We start from the raw sequence: 19,714 nt of genomic DNA, 5'->3' as shown, positions 1-19,714 counted from the left end.
CGCCGATTGTCGAGGGTTGTTGCTAGCTCACGGCCGGCGCGAAGCCTCCGGTGGATCCAAAGCCGCCGGTGCCGCGCGAGGTGTCGGACAACTCCTCCACGGATACGAACTGCGCATACTCGACGCGCTGGATCACCATTTGAGCAATTCTATCGCCGCGCTTGAGTTCGATTGCGTGGTTTTGGTCGGTATTCAAAAGCGTCACGGAAATTTCACCTCGGTAGCCGGCATCAACCGTCCCGGGAGCGTTCACCACCGTGAGTCCGTGCTTGGTTGCCAGCCCTGACCGGGGGTGGATCAGCGCGACAAAGCCGTTCGGCAGTGCGATTGAGACGCCCGTGGGAACAAGCTTCCGCTCACCCGGCGCAAGCGATACGTCCGCGCGGGCCCGAAGGTCCGCCCCGGCGTCACCGGGGTGGGCGTAGGACGGCGCTTCCAATCCGGCGTCGAGCATTTTCAGTTGGACCTGAAGGGTCGGCGCGCCGTATTCGGCGGAGGTGTCTGCTGGGCTGGCTACTGCTGTCTCGTGGCTCACAGTCACACATTCTATCGCCCACGGAGTGCTTCCCCGGTTGCGGCCGCACGCCGGCCGCAGGGCATGAGGGGCGTTAATTCCCGGGGGCACAGTCCCGATAAGCTGGTGGTATGCCTGAATCGACTGCTTCCGTACCCGCGCCGCACCATTCCTCGAGTGGAACGGGCGTCCTGTTTACGGAAAAGCTCTGGCCCTCCCCCTGGATTTGGATTGTGGTGGTCGGCTTGTCCGCCGCGGGCATCTTGATGTTCGCGCCGATCAGCATCACCGCGGGGCTTATCGCCGCGCTGGTCCTCTTTGCGATCATGACCACCATGCTGGTGTTGTCCACCCCGGCGATTGTGGTTGACCGGGACACCGTCCAAGTGGGACGCGCTACTATCCAGCGCGAGTTTGTCGGCGCCGTCACCGCGTACCACAAGGACGAGGCCACCGCGGAGCGCGGAACCCGTCTCCACGGACTGGCGTTCCTGTGCCTCCGGGGCTGGATCGATCCCGTGGTGCGTATTGAAATCACCGACCCGGCGGACCGCACCCCGTACTGGTTGACGTCCACGCGCCGCCCCGAAGAACTTCTGGCAGCGCTGTCCACGCAGTCTTCACGAGGCTAGCTTTCGCATTCCTTGCAATAAAGGTGCCCGTCCTTCTCCCGCGCAATCTGGGAGCGGTGTTTGACGAGGAAGCAATTGAAGCACGTAAATTCGTCCGGTTGCGGAGGCAGGACGCGGACCAGCAGCTCTTCGCCGGACAAGTCCGCCCCGGGGAGCTCGTAGGCGTCCGCGAGGTCAGTCTCATCGATGTCAACAGCCGATGACGACTGTTTCTCGGTGCGATGCGACTTGAGTTCCTCGATCGAGTCCTCGGTGTCTTCTTCGGTCTTCCGAGGGGCGTCGTAGTCCGTTGCCATGGTCCCTTCTTCGTTCTCCCGTGCACGTCACGCAGGGCTTGCGATCCTGTAGACCGGAACCTCGCCCGGTCTAAGGATGTAACGCAGCGGGCCGCATTTTTGTGCCCGATATCGGGCAGATTGTCCTCCCGGATGTCTCGAATGTCCATACCCCGGTGCCGATCGCCTGCGCACGGAATGCCGGAAATCGCGGAATATCGCGGCGCGCCCTTTGTCCTAGTAGGAAAAGGCCGTACCGGGTGGCAGAGTTTCGAATGTCAGATAGGCCATGGTGGAGGATTTTATGCGGGATCTACGGCTGGTTGGCGTCCACGACGACGGCGGACATCTCCTGTTGAGCGGTACCGGCGGCGAGATGTTCCAGCTTCCGATTGATGAGGCGTTGCGGGTTGCAGCGAGCCGGACACCTGCCCAGGTGGCCGCACGTTCCTCGATCACGCCCGTCGCCATGTCCCCCCGTGACATTCAGTCACGCATCCGCAGCGGCGCTACGGCCGCGGAAGTGGCGGAGCTGTCCGGGATGCCGCTCGCCAACGTGCAGCGGTATGAGGGCCCTGTGCTTGCAGAGCGCGAGTACATCGCCCAGCAGGCACGCAAAGTCGAAGTCGCTGCCCCTGCCCCCGGCCAGGACGCCTACCGCGCAGCGTTCGGCGATGAACCCGCAAGCCTGGGCGAAATGGTCGCACACCGGCTCACGGCCCACGGAATCGATTCCTCTAGCGTGGAATGGGATTCCTGGCGCCGGACCGATGGCACGTGGACCGTCGTCGCACGCTTCGAAACCAAGCCAGGCAGCCTGGAGAGCATCGGCGAAGAACCGCCCGCGATGTGGACGTTCCATCCCGCCCGCAAATCCATCCAGAACGCCAACCGCTGGGCCCAGCAGCTCAGCGAACTGGAACCACTTGATGGGCCCGTACCGGCGCGGCGGCTCGCGGCCGTCTCCGACCGGCCCTTTGACTTTGAGGCCGATGCCGGGACCGCCGCACGCGCGGCTGCCGCCGCTGCCACGAAGGAAGCCGATGGGCTCCTTGACATGTTGCGCTCGCGTCGCGGACAGAGGCTGGGACTTGACGAAGACAGTGACGACGCGTTGGCGCTGCTTCTGAGCAGCGGCGTTCCGGCTGCGCATCCACGTCCTGGCGACGTCGACGACGAACGTGCGGACAGCGACGCAGCTGACAAAGAGCCGGCCGATACGGCAACGGTCCAGCAGCCTGAATCCGGGCCGGCCCCCAGCCGCCGTGACGCGCGTGCATCCATGCTGTCGCGGCTGAGCCTGGCCCCGAAGCATGACGACAAGGAAGACGATTCCCTCCACCTTCACGACGGCGTCAGCACGGACACCCGTGAAATCACGGTGATCCCCGGTCCGCTGCGCCCCGTGACCATGTTGCGCGGCAGGAACGATCACGACGGTCAGACCGGCCAGGACGAGGCGCGAACCCCGGGAGCAGCATCGCCGCGGGCGGGCTTGGACGAATTGCTCGGCGGCGCTCCCCGGCGGGATCGCGAAGAGCCGAAGCCCACCCGTTCCGGGCAGAAGGATGAAGAAACTTCCGACGCGGGAGCGGCCGAGCGCCAGCCGTCACGGCCCAAGCGCTCCAGCATTCCGAGCTGGGATGAAATCGTCTTCGGGACGCGCGGAGACTAGGCAGCGTTCAATTCGTTGCGGCTTCAGCCGGCGCCGTGCCAAAGGCAAGCGTCGACGTCGAACGGCAGCAACTGATCCCGGCTCGCCATGAGATTGGCTCCATGAGCGGTGACCCGGCGCATGTAGTGCCTTCGGCATAGGGTCTCGTACCCGACAACCGGGTGCGACGCGTCGATTTGCTCCGGGGTGACCTCCGCTTGTCCGGCCTCCCTGGCAACGTCTCCCACCACGACTTGCTCGCCTTCAACCACCATGATGCCGTCCACGGTCCGCGCATTGTGTGTCGCCCGGCGGCCGCACCAGCAAAGCGCTTCCACTTGCAGGACTTGGACCCTGTCCGCGAGCTCGACGAAACGCTGGGATCCGGGGAACAGCCGGGTGCGGAAGTCGGACGTGATTCCGAAAGCGAACACGTCTACGCCCATCTCGTCAACCACGCGCGCCAGCTGTTCCACTTGCACGGGTGAGTAGAACTGGGCTTCGTCACAGATCAGGTAGTCCACCTTGAGGCCCGTGGTCCGGCGTCGGACAACTTCGTCCCAGAAATCGGTGGTGTCAATGACTTCCACTGCGTCCGTCTGGAGCCCGAGACGGCTGGAGATGACGGATCCGCCGGCGCGGTCGTTGCAACTGAACCGGACCCCGCCCCGGCCGCGGGCACGGTGGTTGTAATCCATCTGCAAGGCAAGGGTGGACTTGCCGCAGTCCATGGTTCCGGAGAAGAAAATGAGTTCAGCCACGGCGGCCCTTGGGACCTCCGGCTTGGAAGCATAGCAAGGGAACTTCACGCTCCGCCTTGGTCAGCGAACCATGTTGCCCCACCACCTCCAAGGCAGTCGGACGGACGCGGCGGACGTCGTAGAGCGCCAAGGTGTCCCGGGCCGCGATCATGACATCCCCGATCCGGGGGGAAACCTCCGGCCGAAGGACCCCGAAGAGTCCTGCTTCAAGGGCCTGCCCGCGCGTGAAGGCCCAGATCCGGTCGCCGAAGCGGGCGCGCCAGGCATCCAGCAGGGCGTCCCGGTGAAGCTCCCGGGCGTCGGGTTCGAGGTACAGGTGGACCATGCGTGGCTCGCCCGCTGTGTGCCGCACCCCTGCGATAAGGGCAGGATCGGCGGAATAGTCGATGCGCTGAGACTCGGGAACGTCGAGCATTCCATGGTCGCCCGTGAGCAGGATGGTTGTCCCCGCCGGCAGTGAGGCAGAGAGCCTCTTGACCGTCGAATCGATTTCCTCGAGCTGGTGCTCCCAGCGATCGGACTGACAGCCGTAGCGGTGTCCGGCTTTGTCCAGCTCGTTGACGTAGAAGTACATGAGGGAGGGGGTTCCCGCAGCCATTTCCTCCCCCGCCATTGCCGTCCGGGCATGGAGCGAGGTGCCGCCCACGAACCGGCTTCCCCGGAGCGCCGCGCGGGTCATCGGCGACGCCCCGAACTGGGGCAGGCTCACGGTGACGACGTCGGCGTCAGCGGCCACCCGTTCGAAGATTGTCGGGAACGGCTGCCAACGCAAGGGGTCGACACCAGCGTCCCAATTGCCGAGCAAGTTGACTACCTTGTCCTGGGCAGGATCCAGGACGTCATAGCCCACCATGCCGTGTTCACCGGGCGTGCGGCCGGTTCCAAGGCTGGCCAAGGACGATGCCGTGGTGGAAGGAAAAGCCGAATCAAGCCACACCGGGACGGCACCCTGTCCCGAATTCGCAATCGACCTCAGAAACGGGGTGTGCGCGGCCTTCTGTTTCAGGAGATTGCGCCCCAGGCCATCGGCGAGAACAACGCACACGCGTTGCGATGCGGGCAAGTGCAGTTTGTTGTCGAAGCCGGGCAGGCCCATGCTCGCCGCGGCGCTCGTGAAAACCTCGGCGATCGATTTGCTGCCATACAGCGGCGCGCCGGGAAGCTCGGGGATGGCGCCGGTAACGGGGACGGTGTCCTGGGCGACGGGTTCCGACGTCGCCATCAGCGCTGGTGCCCGCGGCTCAGCCTGTTGCCGAAGACGCCGGAGCGGAGTCGCGGACCGGAGATGGTACTTGCGTGAACCGAGGGCCCGGGCGCGCCCGTATTCACGGCCCGCAGCGCGCGGGCAAAGACCTTCGCGTCCTGAACGGCCCGGGGTCCGTCAGCCTCGGAGCTGATCCGCAGCACGATGTCCTCCTGGGAGATGGTGCCCGTGTATCCGTGGTCGGCTTCGCACTGGGGATCGCCGCAGCTGGCGGGTCCCACGTCCAGCCGCTGGCCTCCGGACCAGGCAATGGAGAGGGTCAGCTCCCTGACGGGGTCGCTGGGAGTGTAGTTCTGCGGCTGCGCATACATGTAGCTGAGGACGACCGAGCGGATCTGTGCCACGGGGACGGACTCGGTGGAAATCTGGGCGACGATCTGCTCCCCGGCTTCGTCGAGCTGCTGGTCGTCGACGTGGGTGATCACCAGCATGTCCTCGGTGAGGACGAGGACCGTGATGTGCCGCCGGACCTCGGCACGGTCGAAATGTGTTTCCAAATGCACCAGATGCGCAAGGCAGTCGCGCCCGTCCAAGGCGTCGGCCACAACATCGGCAACCAGGACAGGATAGAAGCCTGCCCGTTGAAGTGCCTGGTCCAGGCTCTGCCCCTGCGAGCTGTGGTTGTGTGTTGCATGGTGCCCGGTGGTAGCCGGACCGGACGGAGGCGTCGGGGACTTCGAGCTCATACCCCCATTTTCACAGATCGGCTGGGGACTTCATAACCGTCCGGCCCTCCGGCGGTCAACTGCCAGCTCAGCTGAGCATCGCACGGCGGGCACTGTCTGTGCGCTGTGCGGCGTTCCCGATCCACACCTCGGCGGCAAGGATTTTCGCGCCCCGGGTCCCGGCCAGGACGGGATTGAACTCCACGAGCGCGATTTCGGGGTGTTCATCCTTGAGCCGGACCAGCCGTGCTCCGAGGTCTTCGAGGGCGGCCACGTCCACGGCCGGCAGCCCTTGGTAGCCGAACAGTTTCAGGGAAGCCCGGGGTGCCCTGATGAAGTCGTGGAGATCAGTCGTGGATAAGGGAGGTACCCGGTGCGCCCAATCGTCCAGGAGGTTCACGGCGTCTCCCGCCAAACCGAAAGAGACCACGGGCCCCAGGAGCGGATCCTCGATGGCCCGGAAGGTGCACGCCTGTCCCACTGGAACCATGGTCTGCACCTCTATGGCCGATGAACCGTAGGGCTCTAGTGCGCGACGCATCTGCGCGATGTTGCGCCGAAGCGAGTCCGCATCCTCGATGTCGAGACGCACGCCTCCCAGGTCCAGGCGGTGCCGGAGGGCGGGATCCGTGGTCTTGAGCACCACGGGCCAGCCGAGCCGTTCGGCGGCGTCTACCGCTTCGTCGTCGCTCTCGAACACAGCCGACGGCACCACGGGGATTCCGTAGCGGGACAGAAGCGCGGCCGATTCGCCGCCGTCGAGCCGTACCAATTGCTCCCCCGCGACAGCAGACAGGAGCCGCTCGATGTGTTCGCGGGTACCTTCGCGGTCGCAACCAGGAGGCTCGATGAACATGCCTTGGTCCCGGTCCAGCCACTTCGCGTAACGGACCACAGCCGCCAAGGCCGCCACTGCGCTGCCCGCGCTGGAGTAGCAAGGAAGGGAAGGTCCGGACTCCCCGTTTGGGGCGAGTAATCCGTCCAGTTGCACGGAAGTGTCGAGGATCCCGGTGAATGCCGCCACGACGGGCTTTCCGGCCTCCGCCGCGCATTCAGCGAGCACTCCCGCGATCGCTTCCATCGTGAGGCTGCGGGACGGCACCATGGCCGCCACTACCGCATGCACGGAATCGTCTGCAAGATTCTTCCGGAGGCTGCGCCGCAGCCCGTCCCGCGATGCGGACATCCCCGCGTCCAGATCTACGTCGGTGACGATCCTGTCGACGACGAGCCCCTGGGGCGCCGCGTTGTCCGCCACGACCTTGCCGAAGGCCGCGGAATTGCTGTAGACGGCGAGCGCCGGGCCCTTGGGCAGGGGCTGGCTGGACACGATCTGCGCCACGTCCATGAGCTGTTCGATGGTTTCGACGGCGATGACGCCGGCTTGGCGCATCATCGCGTCCAGGGCGGCCGCAGGCGCCAGTGTGGTCCTCACCACGTGCCCCGGCGGAAGCCGAAGCCCCGTCACATCCGATTTGGCGACGATGACCGGCTTGCTCCGCGACAATCGGCGGGCCAGGCGGGAGAACTTGCGCGGATTGCCGATCGACTCCAAATAGAGCCCGACGGCGACAGTATCGGGATCGTCTTCCCAGAACTGCATGACGTCGTTGCCGGAGACATCGGCGCGGTTGCCGGCAGACAAGAACGAGGAAAGGCCCAGGCCCCGGCGGCTCGCTGCCGCGTAGACGGAGACCCCGATGGCCGCGGATTGCGAAAACAGCCCCAGTCCCCCGCGCCGGGGCAGGTGCGGGGCCATGGAGGCGTTGAGGGAAACCTCCGGGTTCGTGTTCACGATCCCCAAGGACTCGGGGCCGATCACGCGCATCCCATAGGACCTCGCCTGGCGCACGAGCTCACGTTGCCTCCGCAGCCCCCGCTCGCCGTCGTCCGCGTACCCTGCTGTGGCGACCACGAGGCCTTTGACCCCGGCCGCCCCGCACTCGTCCACGACCTTCGGCACTTCCTCGTTAGGCACAGCGACGATGGCGAGCTGCACCGGCCCGGGGACTTCGCCGATCCGGGCGAACGACTTCATGCCGCCCACCTCGAAGGCTTCAGGGTTGACCGCATAGACCGCACCGGTGAATCCACCATCCAGGATGTGCTCAAGCAACTGGTGCCCGACGGTCCCCCACCGGCGGCTGGCGCCCACCACCGCGATCGACGACGGCGCAAGCAAGTCCCGCACGCTGCGGGCCTCGGCGCGGTGTTCCCGCGATTCCATGACGGCGAGGGATTTTGCGGTGGGGTCGATGTTGAATTCAACGCTGACGACGCCGTCGTCGAATTTGCGCGCAAGCTCATAGCCGGCATCGGCGAAGACCCGCAGCATTTTGCGGTTCTCCGGCAGGACCTCGGCCGTGAAGCGGCGGATGCCGTTCTCCCGCGCGGCCGCGGCCAAGTGTTCGAGCAGGATGGAGCCGATGCCCCGGCCCTGCTGGACATCGGAAATATTGAAGGCCACTTCGGCCTCCGTGGGGTCATCGAGCCGATCGTAGCGGCCGACGCCGACGATCTCTCCGCCGATGGTGATGACAAACGCCACCCGGTCCTTGTGGTCCACCTCTGTGAAGCGGTGCAGTTCCTTGCTGGAGAGCCTCGGCTTGAACGAGAAGAACCGCATGTAGATGGACGTCTCGGACTGCGCCGTATGGAAGGCTTGGAGGGCGCCGGCATCTTCGGGTGAGATTGGTCTCAAGTGGGCCGTTCCGCCGTCGCGAAGCACGACATCGGCCTCCCAATATTCCGGATATACGCCGGCGCCCGGCTGATCCACCATAGGCTTAGCCTAGCCAAGTCTTCCGCAGTACACGTTTAAGGATCCACCGACTCCATGGCACGAAGCCAAAGTCCCTCCCGCTCAAACGCGGCCTCGGCCGCTGTCGACGGGGACTTCACCGAGAACATCATCGATATCGACGTCACTTCCGAAATGGAAGGCTCCTTCCTGGAGTACGCGTATTCGGTGATCTATTCCCGTGCGCTCCCCGATGCGCGCGACGGCCTCAAACCCGTTCAGCGGCGCATCTTGTACATGATGAGCGACATGGGCCTGCGCCCGGACCGCGGCCATGTGAAGAGTGCCCGCGTGGTGGGCGAAGTCATGGGAAAGCTGCACCCCCACGGTGATGCGGCCATCTATGACGCCATGGTCCGCATGGCACAGGACTTCTCGCTGCGCTTGCCCCTGATCGACGGGCACGGAAACTTCGGTTCGCTCGACGACGGCCCGGCAGCACCGCGCTACACGGAAGCCCGGCTCGCCGCGGCTGCGATGACGATGACCGAGAACCTCGACGAAGACGTGGTGGACTTCGTCCCCAACTACGACAACCAGCTCACCCAGCCGGACGTGCTCCCGGCCGCCTTCCCCAATCTGCTGGTCAACGGCACTACGGGCATCGCCGTCGGCATGGCCACCAACATGGCACCCCACAACCTCGTGGAAGTCATCGCGGCCGCCCGGCACCTCATCGCCAACCCGGATGCCACGCTGGAAGATGTCATGCGGTTCGTGCCCGGCCCGGATTTGCCCACCGGCGGCCGGATCGTGGGCCTGGACGGAATCCGTGACGCCTACGCCACGGGACGCGGTTCATTCAAGACCCGCGCCAAGGTGGAGATCGAGCAGCTCACGGCGCGCCGCACCGGCCTCGTGGTGACCGAGCTCCCCTACATGGTGGGTCCGGAGAAGGTCATTGAAAAGATCAAGGATGCCGTCAACGCCAAGAAGCTGAGCGGCATCAGCGACGTCATGGACCTCACTGACCGCAAGCACGGACTGCGGCTCGTGATCGAGATCAAGAACGGCTTCAACCCCAACGCCGTGCTGCAGCAGCTCTACCGGTTCACGCCGATGGAAGACTCCTTCGGCATCAACAACGTGACCTTGGTGGATGGGCAGCCGCAGACCTTGGGCTTACTCCAGCTCCTGCAGGTGTACGTCGGCCACCGCCTGTCCGTCGTGCGCCGTCGCACAGCCTTCCGCTTGGGAAAGAAAAAGGACCGCCTCCACCTGGTGGAGGGCCTGTTGATCGCGATCGTCGACATCGACGAGGTTATCCAGATCATCCGCTCCTCGGACGAGGCATCGGCTGCCCGCGAACGGCTGATGTCCATCTACGACCTGTCAGAGATCCAGGCCAACTACATCCTGGAACTCCGCCTGCGCCAACTGACCAAGTACTCGCGCATCGAACTCGAGAAGGAGCAGGAAGAACTGCGGCGCGAGATCGCCGAGCTCGAGGCGATCCTGGCATCCGACGTGCTCCTGCGCGAGCTGGTGTCCGGAGAGTTGGCCGAAGTGGCCGAGAAGTACGGTACCCCGAGACGCACGGTCCTCCTTGAATCCGAGGCTGTCTCCCCCACCGTCGCCGCCGCCCTCGCAGCAGCCGTCCCGGCCGGCAAGGGCAAGGCCGCCGCGCTCCCGCTCGAAATCCCCGATGACCCTTGCTGGGCCCTCCTGAGCGCCTCCGGCCAGATCGCACGGACCTCCAATCAGGAGCCGTTGGCCGAATCCGGCCCGCGGAGCAAGCATGATGTCTACCGCTCCGTGGTCAAGACAACCGCACGCGGCGAGATCGGCGCGGTCACCTCGCAGGGCCGCATGCTGCGGGTACAGGTCATGGACATGCCGGCACTGCCGGCAATGTCCGTCCTGCCCAACCTTGCCGGGGGCGTCGCGGCAAAAGACTTCATCACCCTGCTCAAGGGCGAATCGCTCGTGGCGTTCGTGCCGCTGGATGCGGTGTTGGCCATCGGTACGGCCCAGGGCGTCGTCAAGCGCGTCCAGCCTGACTACCCGCTAAACCGCGAAGACTGGGAAATCATTGCCCTCAAGGACAAGGACACTGTGGTGGGCGTGGAGCCCGCCCAGGACGACGACGTCGACCTCGTCTTCGTGACCCGGCTTGCGCAGCTCCTGCGTTTCAGCGCCTCCGCCGTTCGGCCGCAGGGCCGTACCGCCGGCGGCATGGCGGGAATCAAGCTGGGGGTCGGCGACGACGTCATCCACTTCGGCACGGTGCGCGCCAATGATCCAGCCGCCGTCGTGGTGACGATTGCGGGCAGCAACGGCGCGCTGCCGGGAACCGCTCCGGGCACGGCGAAGATCACCCCGTTCGAGGAGTACCCGGCCAAGGGCCGGGCGACCGGAGGCGTGCGGGCGCACCGTTTCCTCAAGGGTGAAGACACACTCCTGCTCGGGTGGGCGGGCCATGGTCCGGCGAAGGCGTCATCCAGCGCCGGCGTTGCCCGTGCCCTCCCACAAGAACACGGCCGCCGCGACGGCTCCGGCGTTCCCCTCTCCCAGCCCGTGGATGCCATCGGTGCGAGCATGGCTTGGGAAGAAGGAAACGCCGGCGAGAAATGACGGGACGTAGCCGTTGAAGGGTACGTCCCGGCCGCGCTGGGCTACATCGTGGCGATACTGAGGATGTTTCCTTCCGAATCGAGGAACCAGGCTCCCCGTTCTCCGCTCGGCATGGTGGCTACGCCGTTTTCGGTCTTCAGGCCCGGGAAGTCGTACTCTTCGAAGACCACTCCGCGTTCCCTGAGATCGGCCATGTCCTGGTCCAGGTCCGTGCTCTGGAATCCCAACTGGGTGTTCTTCGCGGTCCCGGCATTGGGCGTCTCGTAGAGCAGGAAGGCTGTGCCGTTGGCGCACTTGTACATCAGGTTGTCTGTGGCTTCCGGGTTATCCGGTTCGAGGCCTAGCTTGTCGCGGTAGAAGTCGCGTGCGCGGGCGATATCGCTGGCAGGGAGCACGCCGGCGACGTTTAGATCCTTTAGCATGGCAGTTTCACTTTCCAGGCTTCCCCAGCACCTAACTTTACTCCTGATCGGGCTGATCAGGGCTGGAACAGGGCGCTCTACGTGCGGTGTGACCGGATCAGGAATCCGGGCCCTAGACTACTGCCATGCCGATCATTCCCGATGACAAGGACTGGACCTGGGTCCTGTCCACGCCCTGTCCCGAGTGCGGCTTCGACGCCGCCACTGTGACGCCGTCCACCGTCCCGGGGACAGTCCTGAACATGCTGCCGCGTTGGCGGGCCGTTTTGCGCCGGGAGGACGCCTCCACCCGCCCGGACGAACACACGTGGTCACCGCTGGAGTATGCCTGCCACGTGCGGGATGTCTTCAGCCTCTTCGACCAGCGCCTGAACTTGATGCTGCGGGAGGACGACGCCCGCTTCGCCAATTGGGACCAGGACAAGGCCGCGATCGACGGCGACTACGCGAATGCGGATCCGGCCGAAGTCGCTGGGCAGCTGGCCGCCGAGGGCACCCAGATTGCCAACTCCTTCGCTGCCGTGCACGAGGACGAATGGCCCCGCACGGGGGTGCGCAGCAACGGCTCGACGTTCACAGTGCTGACGTTCGCCCAGTACTTCCTGCACGATGTCGTCCATCACCTGCACGACGTGGACGGCTAGGCGCCGCGATGTCGTGGAAAGACACGAGGGCAACCCGCCTGTTCACCATTGATCTGCCCATTGTCCTCGGACCATTCGGCGGCCTGTCATCGGTGGAGCTGGCGGCCACAGTCAGCGAAGCCGGCGGGCTGGGTTCGTACGGCCTCTACGGCTACGATGCGGAACGGATTGCGGCCACGGCCCGCGACCTCAGGGAGGCCACCGGGAAACCGTTCGCACTGAATCTTTGGCTCCCCATCGAGGGCGAGGAGCCGCCAACCGCGGACCCCGGTCAGTTCGCCGCCTACGTGGACATCCTCCGGCCGTACTTCGAGCTGGTGGGCGTGGAACCACCCGCGCAACCGGACGCCTACCTGCCCGATCTGCAGGAACAGATCCAAGCGGCCATCGAGGCCCGGCCGGCTGTGCTGAGCTTCGTATTCGGTGTTCCATCGGGGGCCGTCATTGAACAGGCCCGGCGGAACGGCATTGTGGTGGTCGGTACCGCGACCACTGTTGACGAAGCGGTGGCCTTGGATGCCGGCGGCGTGGACGCCATCGTCGCCACGGGGATGGAGGCCGGCGGACACCGGGTTTCCTTCCTGCGCGCCCCGGAGGACTCGCTCGTGGGGACCATGGCCCTGGTGCCCCAGGTGGTGGATGCCGTCTCGGTTCCGGTCATCGCGGCCGGCGGTATCTCGGATGGCCGTGGAGTCGCTGCCGCGTTGGCGCTGGGCGCGGACGCCGTCCAGATCGGTTCGGCCTTCCTGGCCACGCGGCAGTCAGCCATCAGTCCCGCACACCTGGCCGCGATGCGCGGACCCGGCGCCGCCCACACGGTCCTGACCCGTGCCCTCAGCGGCCGTTTGGCTCGCGGCATCCCCAACAGGATCATCGCGGAGCTCGCCGATCCTTCCGTGCATGCCCCGTTCCCGATCCAGAACTGGCTGACCGGCAAGTTCCGGCCCGCCGCGGCGGCACAGGGAATCCCGGGCCTGATGTCGCTGTGGGCAGGCCAATCGACGCCGCTCATCAGGGAGGACGACGCCCGGAAACTCGTGGACAATATCGTCGAGTCTGTGGACGCTACCCTCGGGCGGCTCGGACAAACGTAACTTCGGGCCAGTTCCCGCGCACCAGCTCCGGGAGCGCCGACGGCGAGCCGAGATCAAGCCGGGAATCTTTCCCGTCGATGTCGGCCGGGTTGTGGGTCACGAGGACCACTGTGACGTCCTTCAGCCCGGCGCGCAGCTCCGCCATCATGAGCCGCCCGGCCTCGGCGTCGAGATGGGCGGTCGGCTCGTCCAGGAGCAGCACAGCTGCTCCTGTGAGGAGGGTGCGTGCCATGGCCAGCCGTTGGCGTTCGCCGCCGCTCAAGAACGAACCCGAGGGGCCAATGCGGCTATCGAGACCACCGGGAAGCCCGGAAACCACTCCGGAAAGCCCGACGGCGCCCAAGGCCTTGTACATATCCGCTTCGGAAGGCTTGCGGCCGGCCGGGCGGGCGAGCAGCAAATTGCCTCGAATCGTGGAGTCGAAGAGATGGGCCTCCTGGGGACACCACGCGGCCTTCCCGCCGATGTAGGCCCTCCCGGATGATGCGGGCAGGAAGCCAAGCAGCACGGAGAGCAGCGTGGATTTCCCCGAGCCGGAGGGTCCGGTGACCGCGAGCCAGCGTCCGGGCACCGCTTCGGCGCTGAGCCCTCCGAATACAGGCGCGCTGCCGGGCCAGGACGCTTCAAGGCCATCCAGCAGCAGCCCCGAAGAGCCGTCGGGTCGTTCCGGCAGCGTCAGCACACCGCCGTCGACCTCCGGCGTATCGAAGGCACCTGACTGGGCAATCCGCCGCAGTACCGCGGCCAATGCCGGACCCTGCCGCACGGCGGACACTGCCGCCGCGTAGGGTTCCGCGAGGGCCAGCTGGACAAGGACGACGACGGCGAGCACCGCCGGCGCGACCGTTCCGGCCTGCACTGAAGGTGCTGCCAAAATCCCAGCCCCCAGGGCTCCCAGGGTGCAGGCAAGCACGGTCAGCCCCTGGCCGATTCCATCAGCCCACGCGGAACGCTGTGCTGCCACCGTGGCTGCGTTGTCCTTCCGGGTCAAGGACGACAGGACTGCTCCGGCGACGCCGTTGGCGCTGAGCTCCGCGCGGGCGTCGAGGGCCGCGGCAACATCGCGCAGAACGAGCGAGCGCAGTTCCTGCTCGGCGCGTGCCGCGTTGCGGTCCGCTGTCAGGGCAAGAACCGGAGCCAGGACCAGCCCAACCACGGCGGTCGCTGCAACCGCCGGCACGGTGGCGGGAACCAGCAGCGCCGAGGCGACCACCGCCGACACCGCGACGGCGAGCGCTGACAGCGGGGGAAGCACGACGCGCGGCAGAACGTCGCGCAGCGTATCGACGTCGTCCACCACAGCTCCAAGGACATTGCCGCCCTGCAGGAGCCGCCGCAAGGACAGCGCCCGGGCGCTGAGAGTTGCCCAGAGCGCGCCCCGGAGCCTCGTCATGGCGGCGAAGACCGTGTCGTGGACGACCAGCCGTTCGGCGTACCTCAGCACCGCCCGGCCTATCCCGAAGAACCGGACGCCCACGATCGCTCCAAGCAAGTACAGGATGGGCGGTTGCTCGCTGGCCCGGATGATGAGCCAGCCGGACAGCCCGGACAGTGCCACGGCAAACAAGGCGGCGAGCGCCGCGAGCAGCACGGCAACGGCGAACTTGTAGCGGACGGGCGCCAGGATCCGTGCGAGGGCCTTGAGCGTGGAGATGGCGGTGCGGGGTTCAATTCCCCCGTCCGGTGTAGTTCCCGGAGTCGCGTCGCCCCGGAGCGGAGGAGGCACGGACACGGCGGATTCCAGGCCCACGGGACCGGAGTGTTCCTGCGCGGCCACGCGGTCGCTCGTCCCGCCGTCGACGCTCACTACGTTGTCCGCCAGCTTCCGGGTCGCGGCGTCGTGGGCCACGAGGATGACAGTCGCGGCCCCCCGCAGCCCCGCGATCGCCGAACGGATGGCGTCCGCGGACGCGGCGTCGAGGTGGGCGGTGGGTTCGTCGAGCAGCAGGACCGTGGCACCGGCGTCGAGGCGCGCCAAGCCGCGGGCCACGGCCACCCGCCGCACTTCGCCAGGGCTCAACTCGGCAGGATGTTTGAACGCGAGGTGCTCCGCGGCGGCCTGCTCCAGGCAACGCATGGCCCTTGCGATATCAGCGTCCGGCGTGGATCCAGGGCCGGACGGCGCGAAGTCCTGGTTGCCGCCGTTCAGGTAAAGGATGATCTCGTCGAGCACCGTGCCGGCGACCATGACGGGATGCTGCGGAACCCAAGCGACCGCTCCGGCTTCCAGTCCGGTGACGGACCCTTCGAGGGTTGCCAGCGGACCGTCGCCGATCGTGCCGGCGAGGACACCTACGATGGTGCTCTTGCCGGAACCGCTGCGGCCGTCAAGGGCGGTGATCTGCCCGGCCGGAGCCTTGAAGCCGATGGGCCCGACGGCGGCAGCCGTCCTTCCCGCGTACGTCACCGTCAGTCTGGTGACCACGACGCCGGCTGGCGCCCCGCTGCTGGCGTGCGCGCCGTCGTCGTGCCCGTCATTCAGCGGGCGTCCCGCCGGCGACTCCAGCACGGCGGTGGCTGCAGCCAAAGCCTCACGCCCGTCGTCGCTGGCGTGGTGGGCAGTGCCCAGCTCGCGCAGGGGAAGATAGCAATCGGGGGCCAGGATGAGGGCCAGCAGGCCTGCTTCCAGACCCATGTCGCCGGCCACGAGTCGAACCCCGATGAAGACGGCCACGACGGCGACGGAGATGGTGGCTATGAGTTCCAGGGCGAGAGCCGACAGGAAGGCAGTCCGCAGGGTTCCCATGGTGCGCGAGCGGTATTCCTCGGAGAGGTCCTCAAGGGCTGCGCGTTGTTCTCCCGCGCGACCCAGTCCAACCAGCACCGGAAGTCCCTTGGCCAACTCCAGAATGTGCCCCGAGAGCCTCCGCAGCGTGGATTGGGCTTCGCGCACCCGGTCCTCGGTATGGCGGCCGATCAGGACCATGAAGAGCGGGACCAGCGGCAGGGTCAGCACCACCACCACGGCGCTGACCCAGTCCGCGAAGAGGATCCGTACGCCGAGGAGCAAGGGCAAAGCGGCACAATTGACCAACGCGGGAAGGAACTGGGTGTAGTAGTTGTCCAGTGCATCAAGGCTCCGGGTCGCAAGCACGGCGAGGCCGCCGTCGTTCACGTCGCCGACCCGTCCCGCTGCCCCGGGGCCGAGTGCCCGCCCGAGCAGCCGGGACCGCAGCTCTTCCTTGACCCCGAGGGCCGCGCGGCGCGCCGCGACTCCCTGGCCCCAGACTGTCAGCGAGCGCAGGACAGCGCCGGCGGCGCCCCAAAGGAGTCCTTCGCGCCACCCCAAGCCGCCTGCCGCAAGTCCGGACAGCATCCCCGCGATGGCCTGCGCAATCAGTACCAGGGACAAGGCCTTGAGTGAGGACAGCAGGCCAAGGAAATACAAAGCCGATCGGGTGGCGGGTCCGGCAGGCAGCTGGGGCTTCATCCGCTACTCGCCGGCGTCGTGGGGTGAGTGTTTGGCGGCTGGTCCGCCCGGCGCCGCATGGCCCACCAGCACCTTTGCCGCGATGGCGGGGAGGAAACCATGTGCGGGGGGAATATGTGCAGCGCTCACGCGGCGGCGGAACACCCAATAGGTCCAGGCCTGGTAGGCGATGACGAGGGGCAAGCCGACGGCAGCCACGATGCTCATCAGCCCCAGGGTGTAGGCGGAGGACGAGGCGTTGGAAATGGTGAGGTTGAAGGCAGGGTTCAAGGTGGACGGGATGACCACGGGGAACGCCGCACCGAAGATGGACGCAGTGGCGCACACCAGGAACGCACCCAGGGCTCCGAAAGCCTTGCCCTCAGCGCCGCGGCGGGCGAGGACCCAGGCGCCTGCCGCTGCAAGGACTCCGAGGGCCACCAGGATCCACGTCAACGGCTTGCCGCTGAGCAGCTGCACGGCGACCATCCATGCCAGCAGCGGCAGCAATGCGAGCGGGGCGAGCCGCACAAACCAGCGGCGCGCCCGGTGGCGCACTTCGCCGTCGGTCTTCAGTGCCAGGAACGCGAGCGCATGCACCAGGGCGAACGCGACCACGGCGAATCCGCCCAGCACCGCGTATCCGCTGAACCAGGCAAAGGGGCCGCCCTGGCGGTCGCCGTTCGAGTCGATCGGCAGCCCGGTGGTGGTCAGCGCGAGGGCAGCGCCGATGCCGAACGCGGCCGTGAACGAGCCCAAGGCGATCGCCCAGTCCCAGACGGTCCGCCAGCGCGCGGTGTCCACTTTGCCCCGGTACTCGAAGGCCACAGCCCGGAAGATCAGGGCCACCAGGACAATGAGCAGCGGCAAGTAGAGCGCCGAAAACAACGAGGCATACCACAGCGGGAAAGCCGCGAAGGTGGCACCGGCCGCGGTCAGCAGCCACACTTCGTTCCCGTCCCACACCGGGCCGATCGTGTTCAGCAGCACCCGGCGGTCGGTGTTGTTCCGGGCGAAGAGCTTCATGAGCATTCCGACGCCGAGGTCGAAGCCCTCCAGGAAGAGGTAACCCGTCCACAGCACGGCGATGGCCACGAACCAGACGGTAGGCAACAGTTCCATTCGAAAGATCCCTTTGCTTCCTAGTAGGCGAATGCCAGGACGTCGTCGCTGTCACCGGGCTGGCCCGGAGCACCCGGCGTCCCGCCGTCGTCGTCCTTCTTTTCCTTCTTTTCGCCCTGGCGGGCTTCGGCAAGCTCCGGCATGGCGGACACCACTCCGCCCCGGGCGTATTTGACCAGCAGCCGGACCTCGACCACCAGCAGGACCGCGTAGATGGAGGCCAACACGACCAGCGAGGTGATGAGCTCGGCGGCGGAGACGCCGGGTGAGACGGCCGCGGCCGTGAACATGAACACTTGGTCGACGCCGCTGGCGTCCGGATTGGGCGCGACGACGAACGGCTGCCGGCCCATTTCGGTGAAGATCCAACCGGCGGCGTTTGCACCGAAGGGAGCGAGGATGCCGAAGACCGCCAGGCGCATGATCCAGCGGGATTGCGGGACCATGCCCTTGCGGGTCACCCACAGGGCGAGCAACGCGGCAAAGGCAGCGATCCCGCCGAAGCCGATCATCATGCGGAAGCCCCAGTAGGTCACTTCCATGACGGGTACGTACTGGATGTCTTGGCCTGCCCGATCGCCGTACAGGGGATTGTCCGGCAGGTGGGTGCCGTACTTGGCCTTGTATTCGTCAAGGAGGCTGTTGACGCCCTTCACTTCGGTGTTGAAATCACCCTTGGCCAGGAAGGAAAGGATGCCGGGGACCTCGATCACGGCCACAATGTCGTTGCAGCTCTTGGACCCGAGGTTGCCCACGCTCAGCACGGAGAATCCGGTGCCATCGTGGCAGGCGGCCTCGGCCGCGGCCATCTTCATGGGCTGTTGTTCGAACATCAGCTTGCCTTGCAAGTCGCCCGTGAATGCGGTGCCGGCGAACGAGATCATGGCGACGACGGCGCCGATCCGCAGGGAGGTGATCCACACCTTGTAGTCGGCCTTGTCCCGTCCGGGAATGACGGCTTCGCCTGCTACGGCCCGGCCATCGGCTCCTACGGTGTCAATGCCATCGTGGCGGCGGCGCCAGAGGTGGTACCAGGCGATGCCCAGGAGGAACGCACCGGCGACGGCCAGCGCGCCGAAGAGCGTGTGGGGTACGGCCACCATGGCGGTGTTGTCGGTGAAGACCGCCCAGGCGTCGGTCATGACGGGACGCCCGTTGACCATCGTGACGCCGACGGGGTGCTGCATCCAGGAGTTGGCCACGATGATGAAATAGGCCGAGAAGACCGAGCCGATCACGGCGATCCAGAGGCACGCGAGGTGGATGCCGCGCTTGAGTTGCTTCCAGCCGAAGATCCAGAGTCCCAGGAAGGTCGATTCGACGAAGAACGCCAGAAGCGCTTCCAAGGCCAGGGGCGCACCGAACACGTCGCCGACGAACCGGCTGTATTCGCTCCACGCCATGCCGAATTGGAATTCCTGCACGATGCCCGTGGCCACGCCCATGATGAAGTTGATGAGGAAGAGCTTGCCCCAGAACTTGGTCATCCGCAGGTATTCCACCTTGCCGGTGCGATACCAGAGGGTCTGGATGACGGCCACCACGAGGCCCAGCCCGATGGTCAACGGCACCATCATGAAGTGGTAGACCGTGGTGATTCCAAATTGCCAGCGTGCGATTTCCAAGGCGTCCATGGCTGTCCTTATTGTTCCGCCGCCCTCTGGCGGCGTCCATTTTCTACGTTGCGTAGAACCGACTTCTTCTACACAGTGTAGAACAAACCCCTGCGATGTGCTCACCACTCTTCCAGCGGTGTCACAGTGCCGCAAGGACACGCCGCGCCGCATGTTCTACCTCACGTAGAATCGCCGCCCGAAAAGGGGTAGATTGAGGGAGGAATGTTGGATCGTCGCACTTCCATACAGCCCGCGAAAACGGGCAAGG

At 66.2% G+C, this 19,714-nt stretch carries 15 protein-coding genes; 5 read left to right on the top strand and 10 right to left on the bottom strand.

What is annotated here, in order from left to right; all coding sequences use genetic code 11:
* Nucleotides 1-22: 22 nt before the first annotated feature.
* Nucleotides 23-535, bottom strand: a complete 513-nt coding sequence (dut, locus tag AC1DJB_RS10030) for a dUTP diphosphatase (protein WP_059389105.1) — start codon at nt 533-535, stop codon at nt 23-25.
* Nucleotides 536-645: 110 nt separating this feature from the next.
* Here dut and AC1DJB_RS10025 point away from each other — a divergent pair, with 110 nt between their 5' ends.
* The gene (locus tag AC1DJB_RS10025) at nt 646-1,146 is read left to right on the top strand and encodes a DUF3093 domain-containing protein (protein ID WP_476910182.1); all 501 of its coding nucleotides are present in this window, start codon (nt 646-648) and stop codon (nt 1,144-1,146) included.
* On the opposite strand, the gene AC1DJB_RS10020 is transcribed toward AC1DJB_RS10025, so the two are convergent.
* Nucleotides 1,143-1,442 carry a DUF4193 domain-containing protein gene (locus tag AC1DJB_RS10020; protein WP_059389107.1) on the bottom strand — a complete coding sequence of 100 codons (300 nt, stop codon included), beginning with the start codon at nt 1,440-1,442 and terminating at the stop codon, nt 1,143-1,145. The two genes, AC1DJB_RS10025 and AC1DJB_RS10020, sit on opposite strands and share 4 nt — an antisense overlap.
* A 283-nt stretch (nt 1,443-1,725) precedes the next feature.
* On the opposite strand from AC1DJB_RS10020, the gene sepH reads away from it, so the two are divergent.
* On the top strand, nt 1,726-3,096 hold the full coding sequence (gene sepH / locus AC1DJB_RS10015; protein ID WP_441437390.1) for a septation protein SepH: 1,371 nt from the start codon (nt 1,726-1,728) through the stop codon (nt 3,094-3,096).
* A gap of 23 nt (nt 3,097-3,119) precedes the next feature.
* Here the strand turns inward: sepH and AC1DJB_RS10010 are convergent, their stop codons facing one another.
* The 4 genes from AC1DJB_RS10010 to AC1DJB_RS09995 all read right to left on the bottom strand — a co-directional run bounded on the left by AC1DJB_RS10010 (nt 3,120) and on the right by AC1DJB_RS09995 (nt 8,547).
* Nucleotides 3,120-3,836 carry a thymidine kinase gene (locus AC1DJB_RS10010; protein WP_307055136.1) on the bottom strand — a complete coding sequence of 239 codons (717 nt, stop codon included), beginning with the start codon at nt 3,834-3,836 and terminating at the stop codon, nt 3,120-3,122.
* Complete coding sequence (locus AC1DJB_RS10005; RefSeq protein ID WP_284990722.1) at nt 3,829-5,058, bottom strand: alkaline phosphatase family protein; 1,230 nt, start codon at nt 5,056-5,058, stop codon at nt 3,829-3,831. Before AC1DJB_RS10005 ends, AC1DJB_RS10010 begins: the two co-directional genes overlap by 8 nt.
* Nucleotides 5,058-5,786 carry a DUF5998 family protein gene (locus tag AC1DJB_RS10000; protein WP_307055134.1) on the bottom strand — a complete coding sequence of 243 codons (729 nt, stop codon included), beginning with the start codon at nt 5,784-5,786 and terminating at the stop codon, nt 5,058-5,060. The genes AC1DJB_RS10005 and AC1DJB_RS10000 overlap by 1 nt, the downstream gene beginning before the upstream one ends.
* Before the next feature lie 67 nt (nt 5,787-5,853).
* Entirely contained in the window at nt 5,854-8,547 is a 2,694-nt protein-coding gene (locus tag AC1DJB_RS09995) for a bifunctional acetate--CoA ligase family protein/GNAT family N-acetyltransferase (protein ID WP_441437392.1), read from the bottom strand.
* A gap of 54 nt (nt 8,548-8,601) precedes the next feature.
* Here AC1DJB_RS09995 and AC1DJB_RS09990 point away from each other — a divergent pair, with 54 nt between their 5' ends.
* On the top strand, nt 8,602-11,139 hold the full coding sequence (locus AC1DJB_RS09990) for a DNA gyrase/topoisomerase IV subunit A (protein WP_476910181.1): 2,538 nt from the start codon (nt 8,602-8,604) through the stop codon (nt 11,137-11,139).
* 41 nt (nt 11,140-11,180) lie between these two features.
* Here the strand turns inward: AC1DJB_RS09990 and AC1DJB_RS09985 are convergent, their stop codons facing one another.
* Complete coding sequence (locus AC1DJB_RS09985) at nt 11,181-11,561, bottom strand: VOC family protein (RefSeq protein ID WP_059389111.1); 381 nt, start codon at nt 11,559-11,561, stop codon at nt 11,181-11,183.
* Nucleotides 11,562-11,686: 125 nt separating this feature from the next.
* Between AC1DJB_RS09985 and AC1DJB_RS09980 the strand changes: the two genes are divergently transcribed.
* Nucleotides 11,687-12,205: a DinB family protein gene (locus AC1DJB_RS09980; RefSeq protein WP_059389112.1), complete on the top strand. Its 519-nt coding sequence runs from the start codon at nt 11,687-11,689 to the stop codon at nt 12,203-12,205.
* Between the two features lie 8 nt (nt 12,206-12,213).
* Nucleotides 12,214-13,299 (top strand): NAD(P)H-dependent flavin oxidoreductase, encoded by a 1,086-nt coding sequence (locus AC1DJB_RS09975; protein ID WP_284990728.1) that lies wholly within the window; start codon nt 12,214-12,216, stop codon nt 13,297-13,299.
* Here the strand turns inward: AC1DJB_RS09975 and cydD are convergent.
* From cydD to AC1DJB_RS09960, 3 genes are read right to left on the bottom strand one after another with little or no spacing between them, the layout of a single operon-like run.
* The gene (gene cydD, locus AC1DJB_RS09970) at nt 13,271-16,729 is read right to left on the bottom strand and encodes a thiol reductant ABC exporter subunit CydD (RefSeq protein WP_441437394.1); all 3,459 of its coding nucleotides are present in this window, start codon (nt 16,727-16,729) and stop codon (nt 13,271-13,273) included. The genes AC1DJB_RS09975 and cydD overlap by 29 nt on opposite strands.
* Before the next feature lie 3 nt (nt 16,730-16,732).
* The gene (gene cydB / locus AC1DJB_RS09965) at nt 16,733-17,830 is read right to left on the bottom strand and encodes a cytochrome d ubiquinol oxidase subunit II (RefSeq protein ID WP_441437395.1); all 1,098 of its coding nucleotides are present in this window, start codon (nt 17,828-17,830) and stop codon (nt 16,733-16,735) included.
* A 20-nt stretch (nt 17,831-17,850) separates the two neighbouring features.
* Nucleotides 17,851-19,464 (bottom strand): cytochrome ubiquinol oxidase subunit I, encoded by a 1,614-nt coding sequence (locus AC1DJB_RS09960; protein WP_476910180.1) that lies wholly within the window; start codon nt 19,462-19,464, stop codon nt 17,851-17,853.
* Nucleotides 19,465-19,714: the final 250 nt, after the last annotated feature.

It is taken from the genome of Arthrobacter sp. 01T428, from assembly GCF_056398685.1.
Note: the sequence above shows the minus strand (reverse complement) of the source record. Positions and strands in the feature narration are given on the sequence as shown.

Coding starts and splice junctions, on each gene's coding strand:
- AC1DJB_RS10025 (WP_476910182.1), top strand. CDS start 646: ATGCCTGAATCGACTGCTTCCGTACCCGCGCCGCACCATTCCTCGAGT.
- AC1DJB_RS10020 (WP_059389107.1), bottom strand. CDS start 1,442: ATGGCAACGGACTACGACGCCCCTCGGAAGACCGAAGAAGACACCGAG.
- sepH (WP_441437390.1), top strand. CDS start 1,726: ATGCGGGATCTACGGCTGGTTGGCGTCCACGACGACGGCGGACATCTC.
- AC1DJB_RS10005 (WP_284990722.1), bottom strand. CDS start 5,058: ATGGCGACGTCGGAACCCGTCGCCCAGGACACCGTCCCCGTTACCGGC.
- AC1DJB_RS10000 (WP_307055134.1), bottom strand. CDS start 5,786: ATGAGCTCGAAGTCCCCGACGCCTCCGTCCGGTCCGGCTACCACCGGG.
- AC1DJB_RS09995 (WP_441437392.1), bottom strand. CDS start 8,547: ATGGTGGATCAGCCGGGCGCCGGCGTATATCCGGAATATTGGGAGGCC.
- AC1DJB_RS09990 (WP_476910181.1), top strand. CDS start 8,602: ATGGCACGAAGCCAAAGTCCCTCCCGCTCAAACGCGGCCTCGGCCGCT.
- AC1DJB_RS09985 (WP_059389111.1), bottom strand. CDS start 11,561: ATGCTAAAGGATCTAAACGTCGCCGGCGTGCTCCCTGCCAGCGATATC.
- AC1DJB_RS09980 (WP_059389112.1), top strand. CDS start 11,687: ATGCCGATCATTCCCGATGACAAGGACTGGACCTGGGTCCTGTCCACG.
- AC1DJB_RS09975 (WP_284990728.1), top strand. CDS start 12,214: ATGTCGTGGAAAGACACGAGGGCAACCCGCCTGTTCACCATTGATCTG.
- cydD (WP_441437394.1), bottom strand. CDS start 16,729: ATGAAGCCCCAGCTGCCTGCCGGACCCGCCACCCGATCGGCTTTGTAT.
- cydB (WP_441437395.1), bottom strand. CDS start 17,830: ATGGAACTGTTGCCTACCGTCTGGTTCGTGGCCATCGCCGTGCTGTGG.
- AC1DJB_RS09960 (WP_476910180.1), bottom strand. CDS start 19,464: ATGGACGCCTTGGAAATCGCACGCTGGCAATTTGGAATCACCACGGTC.